Origin of the sequence: Burkholderia sp. Z1, assembly GCF_014893795.1 — a bacterium.
Lineage (GTDB): Bacteria > Pseudomonadota > Gammaproteobacteria > Burkholderiales > Burkholderiaceae > Burkholderia > Burkholderia theae.
In genome coordinates this window covers 3,464,200-3,481,454 of the sequence record NZ_JACFYL010000001.1, presented here as the reverse complement: position 1 = coordinate 3,481,454, position 17,255 = coordinate 3,464,200, and the positions used below count along the sequence as shown (strand labels likewise).

The window sequence follows — 17,255 nt, the reverse complement described above, 5'->3', positions numbered from 1 at the left end:
GGCGCCCGCCGCACGCCTGTAGGCAAAGCCGTTACGAAATACCCAGTTGCTGGGCGGTTGCATCGACGGCCTTCTTCGCCTTCGACACGAGTTCATCGATTTCCGGACGCGAAATCACGAGCGGGGGCGACAGCAGCATCCGGTCGCCGGTCGCACGCATGATCAGGTTGCCGTTGAAGCAGAAGTCGCGGCAGATCGTGCCGACGTCGCCGCCGTTCGCGAAGCGGCGGCGTTCGGCCGGCGCTTCGGCAAGCTGAAGGCTCGCGACGAGGCCATGGCCATGCACTTCGCCGATGATCGGGTGACGCGCGAAGGTTTCGCGCATCAGCGCCTGGAAGTACGGGCCGGTATCGTTCTTCACGCGCTCGACGATCCCTTCGTCGCGCAGCAGCTTCAGGTTTGCAACGGCAACGGCCGCGGCGACCGGGTGCCCCGAGTACGTAAGGCCGTGGTTGAATTCGCCGTTGTCGATGATCGGGCGTGCAACGCGCTCGTGAATGCCGACCGCTCCCATCGGCACATAACCCGACGTGAGGCCCTTCGCCATCGTGATCAGATCCGGCTCAAAGCCGAAGTGCTGGTGCGCGAACCATTCGCCGGTGCGGCCGAACCCGCCGATCACTTCGTCGGCGACGAGCAGGATGTCGTACTTGCGGCAGATCCGCTGGATTTCCGGCCAGTACGTCGACGGCGGGAAGATCACGCCGCCCGCGCCCTGGAACGGCTCGCCGATGAACGCCGCGACGTTCTCCGCACCGAGTTCGAGAATCTTCGCTTCGAGCTGCTGCGCCCGTGCGAGACCGAACGCTTCCGGTGTTTCGCCCGGCTGCGCTTCGCCGAAGAAATACGGTTGATCGATATGCACGATGTGCTCGACCTTCGACGGCATCTGCTCGTGCATGTAGCCCATCCCGCCGAGCGTGCCGCCCGCGATCGTCGAGCCGTGGTAACCGTTCTTGCGCGAGATCACATACTTCTTTTGCGGCTTGCCCTGCACGCGCCAGTACTGGTGCACGAGGCGCAGCACGGTGTCGTTGCCTTCCGAGCCGCTGTTGCAATAGAAGAAGTGGTTGAAGCCGGCGGGCGTCACTTCCGCGAGCATGGCCGACAGTTCGATCACCGGCGGGTGCGTCGTCTTGAAGAACGTGTTGTAGAACGGCAGTTCCTGCAACTGGCGATACGCGGCATCGGCGAGTGCCTTGCGGCCGTAGCCGACGTTCACGCACCAGAGGCCGGCCATCCCGTCGATGACCTTGTTGCCGTCCGAGTCCCAAAGGTAGACGCCGTCGGCCTTCACGATCACGCGGCTGCCCGCGCGGTTCAGCGCGCCCATGTCCGAGAACGGGTGGATGTGGTGCGCGGCGTCGAGCGCGCGGTATTCGGCGGTCGAGCGTGCCTGCGTCGCGCGCGGCGCGGCAGCCGGCGCGGCCGGCTGGATCCAGGCAGATTCGTTGCGGTAAGTCATGTTTCCTCCGTGATTCCGTATGCGGTTGTGCGCGCGCTTAGACGTGCAGCAGCAGATGGCGGCGTTCCCACGAGCTGATCACGCGGAAGAACGCTTCGTATTCGGTTTCCTTCAGCGCGAAATACGCCTTCAGGAACTTGTGGCCGAGGATCTCGCCGAGCGGCTCGCATGCGGCCATCAGCGTCAGCCCTTCCTCGAGGTTGCGCGGCAATTGGTACGGCAAGTCGTAGCCGTCGCTCACGAGCGGCTCGGTCGGCTCCAGGCGCTGCGTCATGCCGAGGTAGCCGGCTGCGAGCGTCGCGGCGAGCGCGAGGTACGGGTTGCAGTCGACGCCCGGGATGCGGTTCTCGATACGGCGTGCCGACGGGCCCGAGTGCGGGATGCGGAAGCCGACCGTGCGGTTGTCGTAACCCCACTGCACGTTGATCGGGGCGGCCATGAAGCGCGACAGCCGGCGATACGAGTTGATGTACGGCGCGAAGATCGGCATCAGTGCCGGCGTGTACTTCTGCAGCCCCGCGAGGTAGTTGTAGAACATCGACGTCGCGCCGCCGGTCTCCTGCGACGTGAACAGGTTCTGGCCCGTTTCCTCGTCGACGATGCTCTGGTGTACGTGCATCGCCGAACCCGGCTCGTCTTCCATCGGCTTGGCCATGAACGTCGCGTACATGTTGTGACGCAGCGCGGCCTCGCGCACCGTGCGCTTGAACAGGAACACCTGGTCGGCCAGCGACAGCGCGTCGCCGTGCATGAAGTTGATCTCCATCTGCGCGGCGCCGACTTCGTGGATCAGCGTGTCGATGTCGAGGTTCTGCGCTTCGCAGTACTCGTAGATGTCCTCGAACAGCGGATCGAACTCGTTGACGGCTTCGATCGAATACGACTGGCGGCCCGTTTCGGGGCGGCCCGTCCGGCCGACCGGCGGACGCAGCGGCAGGTCGGGGTCCTTGTTCATGTCGACCAGGTAGAACTCGAGCTCGGGCGCGACCACCGGCTTCCAGCCCTTCGCCTTGTACAGGTCGAGCACGCGGCGCAGCACGTAGCGCGGCGAGATCTCGACCGGCGAGCCGTCGAAGTGCACGCAGTCGTGGATCACCTGCGCGGTCGGGTCGGTGGCCCACGGGATCAGGCGGATCGTCGATTCGTCGGGCACGCACACCATGTCGGGGTCGGTCACGCCGGTCAGCGAGCCGTCTTCCGGATATTCGCCGGTGACGGTCTGCACCATCACGGCCTGCGGCAGGCGCATCGATTCGCCGGACGTGAACTTGTTGCGCGGCGTGATCTTGCCGCGCGCGATACCGGCCATGTCGGGAATGATCGCCTCGACTTCGGTGATCCGGTGTTGTTTCAGAAAACTTTCGATATCTTGCATGTCTGTTCTCGTTGTTTGGTCGGCGCGCTCAGGCGAGCGCGGCAGCGGCCAGGGTTCGCGTGCGGGCATTCCGGCGGGCGCGGCATGCGTCGCCGAAGGCGCGGAAGATCGCGCTCGACAGCGGGTCATGCGCATGCCGCCATTCCGGATGCCACTGCACGGCGAGTGCGAAAGCGGGGGCATCGACGACGCTCACGGCCTCGATCAGGCCGTCCGGCGCGACGGCCTCGACGGCGAGGCCGGAGCCGAGCTGCGCGATGCCTTGCTTGTGCAGCGAGTTCACGTTCACTTCGTCGCGGCCGCCGGCGAGCGCATGCAGCTTGCCGCCGGGCGTCAGGTGCACGACGTGCGCGGGGCCGTATTGCGTGTCCATCGGCGCGGCGTCGTCCTCGCGGTGATCGGCGAGGCCCGGCACTTCATGCACGCGCTGGTGCAGCGTGCCGCCGCAGACGACGTTCAGCTCCTGGAAGCCGCGGCAGACGGCGAGCACCGGCACGCCCGCGGCGATCGCCGCGCGCAGCAGCGGCAGCGTCGTCGCATCGCGGGCCGGGTCGTGCTTCGTGCCGGGCGCGCTCGGCTCGCCGCCGTACAGGTGCGGCTCGACGTTCGAGTAGCTGCCGGTAAACAGCAGGCCGTCGACCGTGTCGAGGATGTCGTCGACCGACTGGCGCTCGCCGAGCGCGGGCAGCACCATCGCGAGCGCCTGCGCACCGTCGACGATCGCGGCGACGTATTTGTCGCCGACCGTATGCGACGCGTGTGCGCCGATTTGCGTGAGGTCGGCGGTGATGCCGACGAGGGGTTTCCTTTCCATGACGTCAATCAGTTATCCAGAGGACTGCTGCGTGCGCGTTGCCCGATTCGACAAAACGCAGGCGTGCAGCCGCCCCGCAGCCTCGCGAAAAGCGCAAGGCCGCTGGTGAATGGGCGCAGCGGGATGACGTGGCGATCCGCGCTGCGCGCGACGATCAGGCCGTCGTTCGTTGGGTTGCGATACGCGACGCGGCAACGAATGCGCGAACGCGTTCCGTCACCGCATGGACCATGCGGTTGGCGAATCAGCAGACAAAACGAACGACGTAAAGAAAGGAGAGGCGCTACGGCAGCAGCGACGCCACTTCGTCGGTATCGACGGCGACGAATGCGCGTGCGGATACGGCGTTGTGACGCCGAACGGAACGACGGGACAGGATGGTGTAGATCGACAGATGCTGCAGGCGAGGACTATGCCAGCCGCAACTGCCATCGGAAGGGGATGCCGCGCTGCGCGAACTTCGCGCCACGCTTCGATCCCACCTCACCAGAGGGCCACGGACTCTCACGATTACACTCGACTGGGTTGTTGAAAGTATTGAACACCCGACCTTCTCGACGCGCTGGGCGTTTAAAATAATCAAGGCGCCGGTTACGCGTCATTTACATTGATGGGCATCAATTTTTGCGTTGCAGTAACGCGTTTTGCTGCCTATGAAAACTAAATGACGCTGACCTGAGAGCCAGCATATACGAGCCAAAAACGGCGTCAAATGTTTTTTAACGGTCCTGCATCAGGGGTTTCCCGAGCAGTGCGAACAAAAGATTCGCAACTGGAATGATCCGCGGCGTGTTCATTATTTCGAACGCCTTTCAGGGTTTTCCCCGTTAATACGCGGCATAAAGTGATTAGAATATTCAACGGCTGTCCACTGCGTCGTTTCACTTTGTCATCGCACTTATCGTGTCCGAAACCGAATCGATGTCCACCGAAGTCGCCGAGCGCCTGCGTTACGTGCGCAACAAGCATGGCCTGTCGCAACGTGAACTCGCGAAGCGGGCCGGCGTGACCAACGGCACGATCTCGCTGATCGAACAGGGCCGCGTGAGCCCGTCGGTCGGCTCGCTGAAGAAGTTGCTCGAATGCATACCGATGAGTCTCGCGGAGTTCTTCACGTTCGAGCTCGTCGAATCGCGCTCGGTCGTGTCGCGTCGCGACGACATGCCGAACCTCGGCAACGACACGCTCGCGTTTCATCTGGTCGGCGCGAGCGTGAAGGACCGCAACATGTGCATCCTGCGCGAGATCTACCAGCCGCACGCCGACACCGGGCCCGAGATGCTCGTGCACGCGGGGCACGAGGGCGGCGTTGTCGTGTCGGGCCGGCTCGAGCTGACCGTCGACGGCGCGACGTGGCTGCTCGACCCCGGAGACGGCTACTACTTCGAGAGCCGTTTGCCGCACCGTTTTCGCAATCCCAGCGCGGAACTGATCTGCGAGGTCGTCTCGGCCAATTCGCCGGCGACCTTCTGACCGCGCATCACCGCATTCGCTGACGGCCGGCCGCGCATCAGGCGCGCGGCGTGTCGCATCGCGAATGTCACAACATTGAGGCATCCTGATGAACAAGTTGACTTTGGCTGACTGGCAGGACAAGGCGGCGTCGCTCAAGATCGAAGGGCGCGCATTCATCGACGGCGCGTCGCGCGACGCGCACGGCGGCAAGACGTTCGACTGCGTGAGCCCGATCGACGGCCGCGTGCTGGCGAAGGTCGCCGATTGCGGCGAAGCCGATGTGAATGCGGCCGTTGCGGCCGCGCGCCGCGCGTTCGACGCGGGCGTGTGGGCCGGCCTGAATCCGCGTGCGCGCAAAGCGGTGCTGCTGCGCTGGGCCGCGCTGATGCGCGAGCATCTCGACGAGCTGTCGCTGCTCGAGACGCTCGACGCGGGCAAGCCGATCGGCGACACGACGACGGTCGACGTGCCGGGCGCCGCGTACTGCGTCGAATGGTTCGCGGAAGCCATCGACAAGGTCGGCGGCGAGGTCGCGCCGGCCGATCATCATCTCGTCGGTCTCGTCACGCGCGAGCCGGTCGGCGTGGTGGCGGCCGTCGTGCCGTGGAACTTCCCGATCCTGATGGCTGCGTGGAAGTTCGGCCCCGCGCTGGCGGCCGGCAACAGCGTCGTGCTGAAGCCGTCGGAGAAATCGCCGCTGACCGCGATCCGCGTCGCGCAACTCGCATATGAAGCCGGCATCCCGGCCGGCGTGTTCAACGTCGTGCCGGGCGCGGGCGAACCCGGCAAGCTGCTCGCGCTGCATCGCGACGTCGACTGCATCGCGTTCACGGGATCGACGGCGGTCGGCAAGCTGATCATGCAGTACGCCGCGCAATCGAACCTGAAGCGCGCGTGGCTCGAACTCGGCGGCAAGTCGCCGAACATCGTGCTGCCCGATTGCCCCGATCTCGACCGCGCCGCGCAAACGGCGGCCGGCGCGATCTTCTACAACATGGGCGAGATGTGCACGGCCGGTTCGCGGCTGCTCGTGCATCGCGACATCAAGGACGCGTTCGTCGAGAAGCTCGTGGCGGCCGCGCGCGCTTACGTGCCCGGCAATCCGCTCGATCCGTCGGTGTCGATGGGCGCGATCGTCGACGGTATCCAGCTCGAGCGCGTGCTCGGCTACATCGAGGCAGGGCGCAGCGAAGGCAAGCTCGTCACGGGCGGTGCGCGCGTGAAGGAGGAAACGGGCGGCTTCTACGTCGAGCCGACGGTGTTCGAGGTGAAGCACGACGCGAAGATCGCGCGCGAGGAGATCTTCGGGCCCGTGTTGTCGGTGATCGTGTTCGACGATGTCGACGAGGCCGTGCGGATCGCGAACGACACCGAATACGGGCTCGCCGCGGCGGTGTGGACGTCGAACCTGACGACGGCGCATGACGTGTCGCGCCGCTTGCGCGCGGGTACGGTGTGGGTGAATTGCTACGACGAGGGCGGCGACATGAACTTCCCGTTCGGCGGCTACAAGCAGTCGGGCAACGGCCGCGACAAGTCGCTGCACGCGCTCGAGAAGTACACCGAGCTGAAGTCGACGCTCATCCGGCTGCGCTGACGCGCTACTGCTGGCGCATCGCCGTTCGGCGGTGCGCCAGCAGCCCGCGTTACGCGTTACGCGCTGCGCAGCGCGGGGTGGAAGCCCGCGGCCTCGATGATCGACTGCACGCGCTCGGCGCCTTGCGCCGATTCGACCTTGACGCGCTTCGCCGCGACGTCGATGTCGAGCTTCGCGGCGGGATCGGCGGCCGTCACCGCGCGCGTGATCGCATTGGCGCAGCCGCCGCAGGTCATGTCCTGGACTTCGAATTCCATCGTGTTCTCCTGAGTTGACGATTGACGAGTAGGGTCAGCATGAAGCTTGCCATGGTGGGAAGGTCAAGCGCATTCATGCAGCATGGCACATGCGCGGTCACCCCGCGCGGCGAGACCGCTCGCCTGCGTGAAGTCAGACGAATCGGAAGGCAGCCGCATGAGTCGGTCGGAATCTTTCCCGATTGACGCCGATGCGCCACCGGCGCCATGCGACGAGAGCCTTGCCAGGCAACGCACGGTGCGATCTTGTGAAACGCTATCTCCATATTGTTAGTAAGGGCGCGCGATATGAAAATGCGAATCGATCTTAGTATCAATGCCCTTCGATATTTCATTTCGTTACGCACATGAACCGTTTCGCACTGGGTTTCGCCGCTGTCCTGCTGGGCGCGTCCGCCGCCACCGCATTCGCCGCCGCCGACGTCGTCAACCTGACGCTGAAGGACCACAAGTTTTCGCCCGATGGCGTAACGATTCCGGCCGGCAAGAAGGTGAAGTTCGTCGTGAAGAACCTCGATGCGACGCCCGCGGAATTCGAGAGCGACGACTTCAAGGCCGAGAAGGTGATTCCTGCAGGCAAGTCGGCCGAGATCCTGGTCGGACCGCTGAAGGCCGGCACCTACGAGTTTCACGACGAGTATCACGAAGCGCAGTCGAAGACCCACCTGACCGCCAAATAAGCGAATCCCGCCATGCTGTCTACCGCGCTGATTGTCTTTCGTGAAGTGCTCGAGGCCGCGCTGGTGGTCTCGATCGTGATGGCCGCCACGAAGGGCGTGCCGCGGCGCGGCTGGTGGGTCGGCGGCGGGCTCGTCGGCGGCGTGATCGGCGCGGGCCTGATCGCGGCGTTCGCCGACGTGATCTCGCAGTGGGCGTCCGGCATGGGGCAGGAAGTCTTCAACGCGGGCGTGATGTTCGTCGCGACGCTGATGCTGGCCTGGCACTGCATCTGGATGAGCCGGCACGGCCGTGAGATGGCGCTGCACATGGGCGCAGTCGGCCGGGCCGTCGCGGCCGGCAGCCGGCCGTTGACGGGGCTGGCGATCGTGGTCGGCGTCGCGGTGCTGCGCGAAGGCTCCGAGGCCGTGCTGTTCCTGTACGGCATCGCCGCGGGCGATCCGGGCCAGACGCCGCAGATGATTGCCGGCGGGCTGCTCGGCGTGCTCGGCGGGGCCGGGCTCGGTTATGCGATGTATGCGGGCCTGCTGCAGATTCCGCTGAAGCGCCTGTTCTCCGTCACCAACGCGCTGATCGTGCTGCTGGCGGCCGGGATGGCGAGCCAGTGTGTCGGTTTCCTGCTGGCGGCCGGCCTCGTGCCGTCGTGGGGCGACATGATCTGGGATACGTCGTGGCTGCTGAAGGAGACGAGCATCGTCGGCAAGGCGCTGCATACGCTGATCGGTTATACCGCGCGTCCGGCGGGCATCCAGATCGCCGCGTACGTCGCGACCCTGGTGGCGATCGTCGTGCTGACGCGGCTCGTCGGCCGTCCGCACGCGGCGGTGAGGCCGCCGCGGCCGGCCGCGTGAGGGTTCGGGGTCAGCACGAAAGAAGGGGCGTCATGGACGCCCCTTTTTTCATTTGCGGTTCGCGGCCGGCCTGTGTCCGGCGACGTGCCGGATAGACGCGACCGTGCCGGTCAGCGGTGGCTGTCGATCCACGCGCGGGCCCATTCGAGTCCGGCCTCGCGTGCGTCGTCCTCGGTGTCGAACACGCCGAGCACGCCCGACGCTTCGACGAGCCGGTTGTTCTGCGTGATCGTGCCGCTCGCCGCGAAGCGTTCGGGTTGCAGGATCTCGTCCTGCTGCAGGATCGCGTGGCCCCAGATCTGGTAGCCGAGGTAGGTTTGCGCTTCCATTATCGAGTCACCTCCGCGGAGCGGTTGTGCGTGCCGACCCGCAGCACGTTGCCGTCCGGCGTGTATTGCCGCGGGATGTCGGAGAACTTGAGGGTGTGCGTTGCGTCGGGATCGGCAGGCTGCATCACCGTGAGGCGGCCCGGCGCGGGCTGTGCGACGGGGCGCGGTGCGGCGGGCGCCACGGCCGTGGCGGCGGGGCGATGCGAACCGGCTTTCACGGCTTGCGCGACGCGGCGCTTGTGCGCCTTCACGGCGGTTTTCGGCGTTGCGCTCGCGTGCTTCTCCGCGCTCTTGCCGGCGTGCGCGTCGGCGCTCGCATGCGCGGCCGGCGCATGTGCTGCCGGCTGCCGCGCCTCGGGCGGGTTCCAGACTTCGACGTAGTGCTCGGCGGTCCAGCCGGTCGACGCGAACGTCAGCGCCAGCAATCCGCATCCAAACAGTCTTACTGCCATTGTGTCTCCGTCATATTCGTTGCGGGTCGCGTCGCGGTATCCGGTGCGGGGGCGGCCGTGCATGCGCATTCGGGGGGGCGGTTCAGGAGAACACCTCGAGCCCGTGTTTCTCGACGATCTGGAGCATCCGTGCGGCGATGCCGCTCGGCCGCTTGTCGCCCTGTTCCCATTGGCGGATCGTCGACGTTGTCGTGTTCAGGTAGAGCGCGAACACGCTCTGGCTGACGTTGACGGACTTGCGGATGCGGGCGATCGCTTCCGGATCGAACTGCGGGGCGGCTTCGATGCAGAGATCGTCGTATTCGCGCATCGTCTTCTTGTCGATCAGCGCGGCACGATAGAGACCCGATGCGGCGCTGTGGATCGCCTCCGTTGCGTCGCTCTTGAATCGACTCTTAGCCATTGCAAATCTCCACCAGCTCTTTCAGTGCGATCAGCGTCGCGATATCGGCGTCGGTGCGGCAGAGTTCGGCATCGGCGATGCCTGCTTTTCTGGCTGCCTTGTGAAACCACTTCGTCTTGAAGACGCGTCGTACGGAAGCAGGCATGTCGGGCCGATCGAATTAGCACAGGATTATATACCACTACGTGGTACATATTTCGACCTGGCCGAATGGCCTGCTTCGCGCCGATACGGGGTCGGGACGACCTCGCGGAGGCCGTCCCGGTCGACCGGCCTTACTCCACCGTCACCGATTTCGCGAGGTTCCGCGGCTTGTCGACGTCGGTGCCGCGTGCACACGCGGTGTGATACGCGAGCAGCTGCAGCGGCACCACGTGCAGGATCGGCGACAACTGCCCATAGTGTTCCGGCATCCGGATCACGTGCAGGCCGTCGTCGTTGACGATCTGCGTATCGGCGTCGGCGAACACGTACAGCTCGCCGCCGCGCGCGCGCACTTCCTGCATGTTCGACTTCAGCTTCTCGAGCAGCGTGTCGTTCGGCGCGACCGTGACGACCGGCATCGCTTCCGTGACGAGCGCGAGCGGCCCGTGCTTCAGTTCGCCGGCCGGGTAGGCCTCGGCGTGGATGTACGAGATTTCCTTCAGCTTCAGCGCGCCTTCGAGTGCGATCGGGTAGTGCAGCCCGCGGCCGAGGAACAGCGCGTTTTCCTTGCGCGCGAATTCCTCCGACCACGCGATGATCTGCGGCTCGAGCGCGAGCACGCTGTTCAGCGCGGCCGGCAGGTGGCGCAGCTGCTTCAGGAATTCGGCTTCCTGCGCGGCGTCGACGTGCCCGCGCAGCTTGCCGAGCGTCGCGGCCAGCACGAACAGCGCAACGAGCTGCGTCGTGAACGCCTTCGTCGACGCGACGCCGATCTCGGTGCCCGCGTGCGTCAGGAACTGCATTTCGGTGAGGCGCACCATCGCGCTCGTCGCGACGTTGCAGACCGCAAGCGTATGCGTGTGGCCGAGCGACTGCGCATGCTTGAGTGCCGCGAGCGTGTCGGCCGTCTCGCCCGACTGCGAGATCACGAGCACGAGTTGGCGCGGGTTCGGCACCGATTCGCGGTACCGGTATTCGCTCGCGATCTCGACCTGGGTCGGGATCTTCGCGATCGATTCGAGCCAGTACTTCGCGGTGAGGCCCGAGTAGTAGCTCGTGCCGCACGCGAGGATCAGCAGGCTGTCGATGTCCGCGAACGCGGCGGGCGCGGCGTCGCCGAACAGCGTCGCGTCGAACGCGTCGGTTTGCGGCACGGTGTCGCTGATCGCGCGCGGCTGCTCGAAGATTTCCTTCTGCATGAAGTGGCGATACGGGCCCAGTTCGACCGCGCCGCCGTATGCGCTGACGACGCGCACTTCGCGCTGCGCGAGCGCGCCGTTGCGGTCGAGAATCTTCACGCCGTCGAGCGACAGCTCGCACACGTCGCCTTCCTCGAGGAACGTGAAGCGGTCGGTGCTGCCCGCGAGCGCGAGCGCATCGGACGCGAGGAAGTTCTCGCCGTCGCCGTGGCCGACGACGAGCGGCGAACCCTGGCGTGCGCCGACGACGGTGTGCGGCTGGTCCTTGTGGATCACGGCGATCGCATACGCGCCGTGCAGCTGCAGCACGGCTTCGCGCACGGCGTCGAACAGGTTGCCGCGATACAGGCTGTGCACGAGGTGCGCGATCACTTCGGTGTCGGTCTGCGACACGAATTCGTAACCCTTCGCGCGCAGCGCTTCGCGCAGCGGCTCGAAGTTCTCGATGATGCCGTTGTGGACGAGCGCGAGCGCATCCGACGAGAAGATCGGGTGCGCGTTGTGCGTGACCGGCGCGCCGTGGGTGGCCCAGCGCGTATGCGCGACGCCTGTCGTGCCTTCGAGGTGCGATTCGTGCACCTGCGCGTCGAGATCGGCGACGCGCGCGACGCTGCGCGCGCGCTTCGGACCGTTCGACTCGAGCACGGCGACGCCGCACGAATCGTAGCCACGGTATTCGAGGCGCCGCAATCCTTCGATCAGCACCGGAACGATATTACGCTGCGCAACTGCGCCGACAATGCCGCACATGAATGGGTCAGTCCTGTAAGTCGACGCGGGCGCCGCTCCGGCGCCCGCAAAGGGTTCAGCTTTTCTTCTTGACCGGGCGGACGTAGCCGCTCTTCGTGGTCTGGGTCTTGTCGTTCAGCGCGAGAAGACCGTCGGCAACGTCCTTCCAGATCGTCGTGCCGGCGGCGATCGTCACGCCGCGGCCGACGCGCACGGGCGCGACGAACTGCGTGTCGGAGCCGACGAACACGTCGTCCTCGATCACGGTGCGGAACTTGTTCGCGCCGTCGTAGTTGCAGGTGATCGTGCCCGCGCCGATGTTCACGCGCGCGCCGATGTCGGCGTCGCCGATGTACGTGAGGTGGTTCGCCTTCGAGCCGTGGCCGATCACCGCATTCTTCACCTCGACGAAGTTGCCGACGTGCGCTTCGTCCGCGAGCTGCGCGCCGGGGCGCAGCCGCGCGTACGGGCCGATCACGGTGTTCGCGCCGAGCTCGGCGCCGTCGATGTGCGTGAATGCGTCGATGCGCGTGCCGGCGCCGACCGACGCGTTGCGGATCACGCAGTTCGCGCCGATCGTCACGTTGTCGGCGAGCGTCACGTTGCCTTCGAACACGCAGTTCACGTCGATCGACACGTCGCGGCCGCAGCGCAGCGTGCCGCGCACGTCGAGGCGCGCCGGGTCGGCGAGCGTGACGCCGTCGACGAGCAGCGTTTCCGCGACATTGCGCTGATGAATGCGCTCGAGTTCGGCGAGCTGCGCCTTGCTGTTCACGCCGAGCGTTTCCCATTCCTCGTCGGGCTGCGACGTGACGACCTCGAAGCCGGCCTCGATCGCGAGTTCGACGACGTCGGTCAGGTAGTACTCGCCTTGCGCGTTTTCGTTCTTCAACGCACCGAGCCACATCGACAGCTGGGCCGTGGGCGTGACGATGATGCCCGTGTTGATCTCGGCGATCTTCAGCTGTTCCGGCGATGCGTCCTTCTGCTCGACGATGCGCGTGACGAAGCCGGACACGTCGCGCACGATGCGGCCGTAACCGGTCGGATCGTCGAGCGTGACGGTCAGAATCCCGTAGCGGCCTTCGCGCGCGGCTTCGACGAGACGCTGCAGCGTCGACGCGCGGGTGAGCGGCACGTCGCCGTACAGCACGAGCGTCGGTTGCGCCGGATCGAGGAGCGGCAGCGCCTGGCGCACCGCGTGGCCGGTGCCGAGCTGTTCGGCCTGCACCGCGAACTGGACGTCGGGCGCGGCGACGGCGGCCTGCACCCGCTCGGCGCCGTGACCGACGACGACGACCAGCCGGGACGGCTGCAGCGTGCGCGCGGTGTCGATGACGTGGGAGAGGAGCGGCCTGCCGGCCAGGGGGTGAAGCACTTTCGGCAGCGCGGAACGCATGCGCTTGCCGGTGCCTGCCGCCAAAATCACGATATTCATGGCGCCAGCTTGTCAGAGGAGTTCGAAGCCGTCCATTTTAGCATGCGGCCCCCGCCGTTCCGGGGCCGCCGCGCCGGTGCGGCAGCGCCGGAAACGGCGGCCGGCGCCCCGTTCCGGCGGGTGTTCCGGCCCCGCTTACAGGTCGTCGAACTGGACGATCGAGATCGGTTTGGCGGCGCCCGGCGCCGCGGTGTCGTCGCCCGACGCGCACGGCTCCTCGTCGAACGCGATGTCGCCGTGCGGATCGGCTTCGCCGGTCGCGCGCAGCGACGCGAACGGGAACAGCGTCGCGTCCATCAGGTGCGACGGCACGACCTTCGCGAGCGCGTTGAACATGTTCTCGACGCGGCCCGGGAAGCGCTTGTCCCATTCGCGGATCAGCGCCTTCATTTCCGCGCGCTTCAGGTTCGGCTGGCTGCCGCACAGGTTGCACGGGATGATCGGGAATTCGCGCAGCTCCGCGTATTTCTCGAGATCGGTTTCCTTCACGTACGCGAGCGGGCGGATCACGATGTTCTTGCCGTCGTCCGACTGCAGCTTCGGCGGCATCCCCTTCAACTTGCCGCCGTAGAACATGTTGAGCAGCAGCGTCTGCACGATGTCGTCGCGGTGGTGGCCGAGCGCGATCTTGGTCGCGCCGAGCTCGCCGGCCACGCGGTACAGGATCCCGCGGCGCAGCCGCGAGCACAGCGAGCAGGTGGTCTTGCCCTCGGGCACGAGCCGCTTGACGATGCTGTAGGTGTCCTGGTTCTCGATGTGGAACGGCACGCCGACCTGCTTCAGGTATTCGGGCAGCACGTGCTCGGGGAAGCCCGGCTGCTTCTGGTCGAGGTTCACCGCGACGATGTCGAAGTCGATCGGCGCGCGCTCGCGCAGGCGCAGCAGCACGTCGAGCATCGCGTAGCTGTCCTTGCCGCCCGACAGGCAGACCATCACCTTGTCGCCGTGCTCGATCATGTTGTAGTCGCCGATGGCCTGGCCGACCTGGCGCACGATCCGCTTGAACAGCTTGTTGTTCTCGTACGCTTCCTTCTGCTCGCGGCGCGTCAGCACCTGGCGGCCGGCCGGGGCGTCGGCCGCGTCGAGGGTGGCGGCATCGGCCGCCGTGTCATTCATGTGGGGGGCGTTCATGCGCGCTCCTCGTCCTTGATGCGAAAGACTTCGACGCCGACGGCGTCGCAGTCCGGATAAGCGTCCGGTTTCTCGGTACAGACGCGTACCGCGCGCACGGCATCGTGCGCCAGCAGGTGCGCGGCGATCGAGTCGCACAGCGTTTCCTGCAGGTGGATGTGGCCGCGCGCCACGCATTGCGCGACGCTCTGCTTCATCAGGTCGTAGTCGACGACTTCATGCAGCCGGTCGTCGACGGGGGTGGACAGCGCGAGCGGCACGAACAGGTCGACGTTGATGACGACGCGCTGCTCGCCGCGCTTCTCGTGTTCGAAGGCACCGATGTTGATGTGCACCTCGTAATCGCGCAGGTAGAGCCTGCGGCAATCCGCGAGGCGGGGGTGCAGGAGAGCGGAAAACATGGTCGTCCCAGTCAAATTGGCGTGCGCGCACGCAAAGCGGCGCGGGCGGCGGCGGTCAAGGCCGCACGCCCGCGCGGTTCATTCATTCGGGCCGGCGGCGGGCGGCACGAGGTGCTCGCCGCCGTCGACGGTCAGCGTCGCGCCCGTGACGCCGGGCGCGCTCGCGAGATAGCAGGCGGCCGCCGCGATGTCGTCCGCATGCGGCGAGTGGCCGCGCACGAGCGCCGCCACTCGCACCTTCGGCGCGAGCGCGACCGCCAGCGCCGCCGTCGCACGGTTCAGCGCGGCCTGCATCAGCGCGTGCGACAACTGTTCCGGCGCCGGGTGAAACAGCGCCTGGTCCAGCACGTGGATCGCGCACGCGCGCAGCGCTTCGTGCTCGCGCGCGGCGTCGGGCGTCGCGTCGGCGAGCGCGCGGGCCAGCGCGAGCGGCGCCGTCACGTTGCGGGCGAGCGCGCCGGCGAGCGACGCACCGTCCACCGTGAGCGCGTCGTCGGCGCCCGCGCTGGCGCTCACGAACACCGCGCACGCGGGCCGGCCGAGCGCCGCGCCGCATGCGGCGACGAGCGCGGCTGCATCGGCTTCCAGGGCCAGATCGGCGTCGAGCACGGCCGCATGGCGGCCGAGCGCCGCGACTTCGGCGACGATCGCGTCGGCGGCCGCGCGCGGCGCGCCCTGGCTGCGCTGCAGCGCGACGTCCCAGCCGTGCCGCGCGAATCCCGTCGCGAGCGCACGGCCGATCGACGCGGCGTCGGCCGCGCTGCCCAGGGCACCCGCGACGAGCACCACGCGCAGGGTCGACGTATCGGCTGAAACGGTCATTTACAATGCCGGGATGAACCCGAAAGCTCACGAACCCGCTAGTTTACCTGCTCCCGGCCCTGACGCGCTCGCGCAGTCCGAAACCCTCGCCGCGCAACTGCGCGACGAGATCGCGGCGGCCGGCGGCTGGCTGCCGTTCGACCGCTTCATGGAACGCGCGCTGTATGCGCCGGGCCTCGGTTATTACAGCGGCGGCGCGCGCAAGTTCGGGCGCCGCGCCGACGACGGCAGCGACTTCGTCACCGCGCCCGAGCTGTCGCCGCTGTTCGCGCAGGCCCTCGCGCAACCGGTCGCGGAAGCGCTCGCGGCGAGCGGCACGCGCCGCGTGATGGAGTTCGGCGCCGGCACGGGCAAGCTCGCGGCCGGGCTGCTCGTGGCGCTCGACGCGCTGGAGGCCGAACTCGACGAATACCTGATCGTCGACCTGTCCGGCGAGTTGCGCGAGCGGCAGCGCGACACGATTTCGACGGCCGCGCCGGCACTCGCGGCGAAGGTGCGCTGGCTCGACGCGCTGCCCGAGCGGTTCGAGGGCGTCGTGGTCGGCAACGAGGTGCTCGATGCGATGCCGGTGCGGTTGTTCGCGAGGGCGGACGGCGCATGGCACGAGCGCGGCGTCGCGCTCGACGCGCGGCAGGCGTTCGTGTTCGAGGACCGGCCGGCCGCGCCGGCCAGCCAGCCGCCGGTGCTCGCGGGGCTCGCCGCCGAGGTCGCCGACGGCTACGTGACCGAGACGCACGAGGCCGCGCTGGCGTTCACGCGCACCGTCTGCACGATGCTCGCGCGCGGCGCGGTGCTGCTGGTCGACTACGGTTTTCCCGCGCACGAGTACTACCATCCGCAGCGCGACCGCGGCACGCTGATGTGCCACTACCGCCACCACGCGCACGACGACCCGTTCCTGTACCCGGGGCTGCAGGACATCACCGCGCACGTCGAATTCACCGGCATCTACGATGCGGCCGTCGCCACCGGCGTCGACCTGCTCGGCTACACGTCGCAGGCGCGCTTCCTGCTGAACGCGGGCATCACCGACGCGCTGGCCGCGATCGATCCGTCCGAGATCCGGCAGTTCCTGCCGGCCGCGAACGCGGTGCAGAAGCTGATCTCCGAAGCCGAGATGGGCGAGCTGTTCAAGGTGATCGCGTTCTCGCGCGGCATCGACGGCACGCTCGACGCGTTCGCGCGCGGCGATCGCTCGCACGCGCTCTGAAGGGACTAGGGTCTGTTTACATATGGAACGTACATGCGAATGCCCGAAATCGCTCGTAGGGCAAGAAGTGAGGAGCGCCGTTTGGCCGAGCCAAACAAGCGACGAACGACGCCGCCATACGGGCGATTTCGGGCATTCCCGTGACATGAATTTTTTAATTTGGGGTTGCCACGAGAACGGCCGCTCGCCGCGTTGCGCTCCTTGCGAATACGTCCAGTATTCGCAGCGTCGCGCGCCTCGCGAGCGGCCGTTCTCGTGGCAACGCATGCACGTTCCATATGTAAACAGACCCTTGCCATGCTGCGCTGGCTGATGACGTCGTTCGTCGCGGTGATGATCCTGACGCGCTGCTGGCCGTGGCTCGGCAAGCTCGGCATCGGGCGGATGCCGGGCGACGTCACGCTGACGTTCGGCGGGCGGCGCTACCCGTTCCCGTTCATGTCGACGCTGGTGCTGACGATGCTGGTATCGATGGTGGCGCGGCTGCTCTGAGCCGCGCCGGTGA

Annotated in this window: 20 protein-coding genes; 6 read left to right on the top strand and 14 right to left on the bottom strand. The window is 66.9% G+C overall.

Annotated elements, in window-relative coordinates:
- Positions 1–31 precede the first annotated feature (31 nt).
- The 4 genes from H3H55_RS16175 to H3H55_RS37300 all read right to left on the bottom strand — a co-directional run bounded on the left by H3H55_RS16175 (position 32) and on the right by H3H55_RS37300 (position 4,162).
- The gene (locus H3H55_RS16175) at positions 32–1,465 is read right to left on the bottom strand and encodes an aspartate aminotransferase family protein (RefSeq protein ID WP_193099319.1); all 1,434 of its coding nucleotides are present in this window, start codon (positions 1,463–1,465) and stop codon (positions 32–34) included.
- Positions 1,466–1,502: 37 nt separating this feature from the next.
- Positions 1,503–2,840: a glutamine synthetase family protein gene (locus H3H55_RS16170; protein ID WP_129513148.1), complete on the bottom strand. Its 1,338-nt coding sequence runs from the start codon at positions 2,838–2,840 to the stop codon at positions 1,503–1,505.
- A 28-nt stretch (positions 2,841–2,868) separates the two neighbouring features.
- Positions 2,869–3,654, bottom strand: a complete 786-nt coding sequence (locus H3H55_RS16165; protein ID WP_193099317.1) for a gamma-glutamyl-gamma-aminobutyrate hydrolase family protein — start codon at positions 3,652–3,654, stop codon at positions 2,869–2,871.
- A 283-nt stretch (positions 3,655–3,937) separates the two neighbouring features.
- Complete coding sequence (locus H3H55_RS37300) at positions 3,938–4,162, bottom strand: hypothetical protein (protein WP_072437498.1); 225 nt, start codon at positions 4,160–4,162, stop codon at positions 3,938–3,940.
- 413 nt (positions 4,163–4,575) lie between these two features.
- Here H3H55_RS37300 and H3H55_RS16160 point away from each other — a divergent pair, with 413 nt between their 5' ends.
- Together H3H55_RS16160 and H3H55_RS16155 are read left to right on the top strand one after the other, a co-directional pair.
- The gene (locus H3H55_RS16160) at positions 4,576–5,127 is read left to right on the top strand and encodes a cupin domain-containing protein (protein ID WP_129513146.1); all 552 of its coding nucleotides are present in this window, start codon (positions 4,576–4,578) and stop codon (positions 5,125–5,127) included.
- An 88-nt stretch (positions 5,128–5,215) separates the two neighbouring features.
- Positions 5,216–6,706: an aldehyde dehydrogenase gene (locus H3H55_RS16155; RefSeq protein ID WP_193099315.1), complete on the top strand. Its 1,491-nt coding sequence runs from the start codon at positions 5,216–5,218 to the stop codon at positions 6,704–6,706.
- Positions 6,707–6,762: 56 nt separating this feature from the next.
- Here H3H55_RS16155 and H3H55_RS16150 read toward each other — a convergent pair whose 3' ends face one another.
- Positions 6,763–6,963, bottom strand: coding sequence for a heavy-metal-associated domain-containing protein (locus H3H55_RS16150; RefSeq protein WP_193099313.1), 201 nt, complete (start codon positions 6,961–6,963; stop codon positions 6,763–6,765).
- 347 nt (positions 6,964–7,310) lie between these two features.
- Between H3H55_RS16150 and H3H55_RS16145 the strand changes: the two genes are divergently transcribed.
- Positions 7,311–7,643 carry a cupredoxin domain-containing protein gene (locus tag H3H55_RS16145; RefSeq protein WP_193099311.1) on the top strand — a complete coding sequence of 111 codons (333 nt, stop codon included), beginning with the start codon at positions 7,311–7,313 and terminating at the stop codon, positions 7,641–7,643.
- Between the two features lie 12 nt (positions 7,644–7,655).
- On the top strand, positions 7,656–8,492 hold the full coding sequence (locus H3H55_RS16140) for an FTR1 family iron permease (RefSeq protein ID WP_193099309.1): 837 nt from the start codon (positions 7,656–7,658) through the stop codon (positions 8,490–8,492).
- Between the two features lie 110 nt (positions 8,493–8,602).
- On the opposite strand, the gene H3H55_RS16135 is transcribed toward H3H55_RS16140, so the two are convergent.
- The 9 genes from H3H55_RS16135 to H3H55_RS16095 form a co-directional block, all read right to left on the bottom strand.
- A complete protein-coding gene (locus H3H55_RS16135; RefSeq protein ID WP_048247805.1) occupies positions 8,603–8,821 on the bottom strand; it encodes a hypothetical protein in 219 nt (72 codons plus the stop codon).
- On the bottom strand, positions 8,821–9,273 hold the full coding sequence (locus tag H3H55_RS16130) for a hypothetical protein (protein WP_193099307.1): 453 nt from the start codon (positions 9,271–9,273) through the stop codon (positions 8,821–8,823). The genes H3H55_RS16135 and H3H55_RS16130 overlap by 1 nt, the downstream gene beginning before the upstream one ends.
- An 82-nt stretch (positions 9,274–9,355) precedes the next feature.
- Entirely contained in the window at positions 9,356–9,676 is a 321-nt protein-coding gene (locus H3H55_RS16125) for a helix-turn-helix domain-containing protein (protein WP_048247801.1), read from the bottom strand.
- Entirely contained in the window at positions 9,669–9,821 is a 153-nt protein-coding gene (locus H3H55_RS16120; RefSeq protein ID WP_193099305.1) for a type II toxin-antitoxin system RelE/ParE family toxin, read from the bottom strand. The genes H3H55_RS16125 and H3H55_RS16120 overlap by 8 nt, the downstream gene beginning before the upstream one ends.
- A 130-nt stretch (positions 9,822–9,951) precedes the next feature.
- Positions 9,952–11,769: a glutamine--fructose-6-phosphate transaminase (isomerizing) gene (glmS, locus tag H3H55_RS16115; protein WP_193099304.1), complete on the bottom strand. Its 1,818-nt coding sequence runs from the start codon at positions 11,767–11,769 to the stop codon at positions 9,952–9,954.
- A 55-nt stretch (positions 11,770–11,824) separates the two neighbouring features.
- Positions 11,825–13,186, bottom strand: coding sequence for a bifunctional UDP-N-acetylglucosamine diphosphorylase/glucosamine-1-phosphate N-acetyltransferase GlmU (gene glmU, locus H3H55_RS16110; RefSeq protein ID WP_193099302.1), 1,362 nt, complete (start codon positions 13,184–13,186; stop codon positions 11,825–11,827).
- Between the two features lie 135 nt (positions 13,187–13,321).
- Complete coding sequence (gene ttcA, locus H3H55_RS16105) at positions 13,322–14,317, bottom strand: tRNA 2-thiocytidine(32) synthetase TtcA (protein WP_193099300.1); 996 nt, start codon at positions 14,315–14,317, stop codon at positions 13,322–13,324.
- Positions 14,314–14,718 carry a dihydroneopterin aldolase gene (locus tag H3H55_RS16100; RefSeq protein ID WP_048247794.1) on the bottom strand — a complete coding sequence of 135 codons (405 nt, stop codon included), beginning with the start codon at positions 14,716–14,718 and terminating at the stop codon, positions 14,314–14,316. Before H3H55_RS16100 ends, ttcA begins: the two co-directional genes overlap by 4 nt.
- Positions 14,719–14,796: 78 nt before the next feature.
- Positions 14,797–15,540 carry an SDR family oxidoreductase gene (locus tag H3H55_RS16095; protein ID WP_193099298.1) on the bottom strand — a complete coding sequence of 248 codons (744 nt, stop codon included), beginning with the start codon at positions 15,538–15,540 and terminating at the stop codon, positions 14,797–14,799.
- 13 nt (positions 15,541–15,553) lie between these two features.
- Between H3H55_RS16095 and H3H55_RS16090 the strand changes: the two genes are divergently transcribed.
- Both H3H55_RS16090 and H3H55_RS16085 read left to right on the top strand, forming a co-directional pair.
- Positions 15,554–16,750, top strand: a complete 1,197-nt coding sequence (locus H3H55_RS16090; RefSeq protein WP_193099296.1) for a class I SAM-dependent methyltransferase — start codon at positions 15,554–15,556, stop codon at positions 16,748–16,750.
- 297 nt (positions 16,751–17,047) lie between these two features.
- Positions 17,048–17,242, top strand: a complete 195-nt coding sequence (locus H3H55_RS16085; protein ID WP_193099294.1) for a DUF2905 domain-containing protein — start codon at positions 17,048–17,050, stop codon at positions 17,240–17,242.
- The last annotated feature ends 13 nt before the right edge of the window (positions 17,243–17,255 follow it).

Excerpts from the sequence above, each read along its gene's own strand:
- H3H55_RS16175 (WP_193099319.1), bottom strand. The coding sequence starts at position 1,465 with ATGACTTACCGCAACGAATCTGCCTGGATCCAGCCGGCCGCGCCGGCT.
- H3H55_RS16170 (WP_129513148.1), bottom strand. The coding sequence starts at position 2,840 with ATGCAAGATATCGAAAGTTTTCTGAAACAACACCGGATCACCGAAGTC.
- H3H55_RS16165 (WP_193099317.1), bottom strand. The coding sequence starts at position 3,654 with ATGGAAAGGAAACCCCTCGTCGGCATCACCGCCGACCTCACGCAAATC.
- H3H55_RS16160 (WP_129513146.1), top strand. The coding sequence starts at position 4,576 with ATGTCCACCGAAGTCGCCGAGCGCCTGCGTTACGTGCGCAACAAGCAT.
- H3H55_RS16155 (WP_193099315.1), top strand. The coding sequence starts at position 5,216 with ATGAACAAGTTGACTTTGGCTGACTGGCAGGACAAGGCGGCGTCGCTC.
- H3H55_RS16150 (WP_193099313.1), bottom strand. The coding sequence starts at position 6,963 with ATGGAATTCGAAGTCCAGGACATGACCTGCGGCGGCTGCGCCAATGCG.
- H3H55_RS16145 (WP_193099311.1), top strand. The coding sequence starts at position 7,311 with ATGAACCGTTTCGCACTGGGTTTCGCCGCTGTCCTGCTGGGCGCGTCC.
- H3H55_RS16140 (WP_193099309.1), top strand. The coding sequence starts at position 7,656 with ATGCTGTCTACCGCGCTGATTGTCTTTCGTGAAGTGCTCGAGGCCGCG.
- H3H55_RS16135 (WP_048247805.1), bottom strand. The coding sequence starts at position 8,821 with ATGGAAGCGCAAACCTACCTCGGCTACCAGATCTGGGGCCACGCGATC.
- H3H55_RS16130 (WP_193099307.1), bottom strand. The coding sequence starts at position 9,273 with ATGGCAGTAAGACTGTTTGGATGCGGATTGCTGGCGCTGACGTTCGCG.
- H3H55_RS16125 (WP_048247801.1), bottom strand. The coding sequence starts at position 9,676 with ATGGCTAAGAGTCGATTCAAGAGCGACGCAACGGAGGCGATCCACAGC.
- H3H55_RS16120 (WP_193099305.1), bottom strand. The coding sequence starts at position 9,821 with ATGCCTGCTTCCGTACGACGCGTCTTCAAGACGAAGTGGTTTCACAAG.
- glmS (WP_193099304.1), bottom strand. The coding sequence starts at position 11,769 with ATGTGCGGCATTGTCGGCGCAGTTGCGCAGCGTAATATCGTTCCGGTG.
- glmU (WP_193099302.1), bottom strand. The coding sequence starts at position 13,186 with ATGAATATCGTGATTTTGGCGGCAGGCACCGGCAAGCGCATGCGTTCC.
- ttcA (WP_193099300.1), bottom strand. The coding sequence starts at position 14,317 with ATGAACGCCCCCCACATGAATGACACGGCGGCCGATGCCGCCACCCTC.
- H3H55_RS16100 (WP_048247794.1), bottom strand. The coding sequence starts at position 14,718 with ATGTTTTCCGCTCTCCTGCACCCCCGCCTCGCGGATTGCCGCAGGCTC.
- H3H55_RS16095 (WP_193099298.1), bottom strand. The coding sequence starts at position 15,540 with ATGACCGTTTCAGCCGATACGTCGACCCTGCGCGTGGTGCTCGTCGCG.
- H3H55_RS16090 (WP_193099296.1), top strand. The coding sequence starts at position 15,554 with ATGAACCCGAAAGCTCACGAACCCGCTAGTTTACCTGCTCCCGGCCCT.
- H3H55_RS16085 (WP_193099294.1), top strand. The coding sequence starts at position 17,048 with ATGCTGCGCTGGCTGATGACGTCGTTCGTCGCGGTGATGATCCTGACG.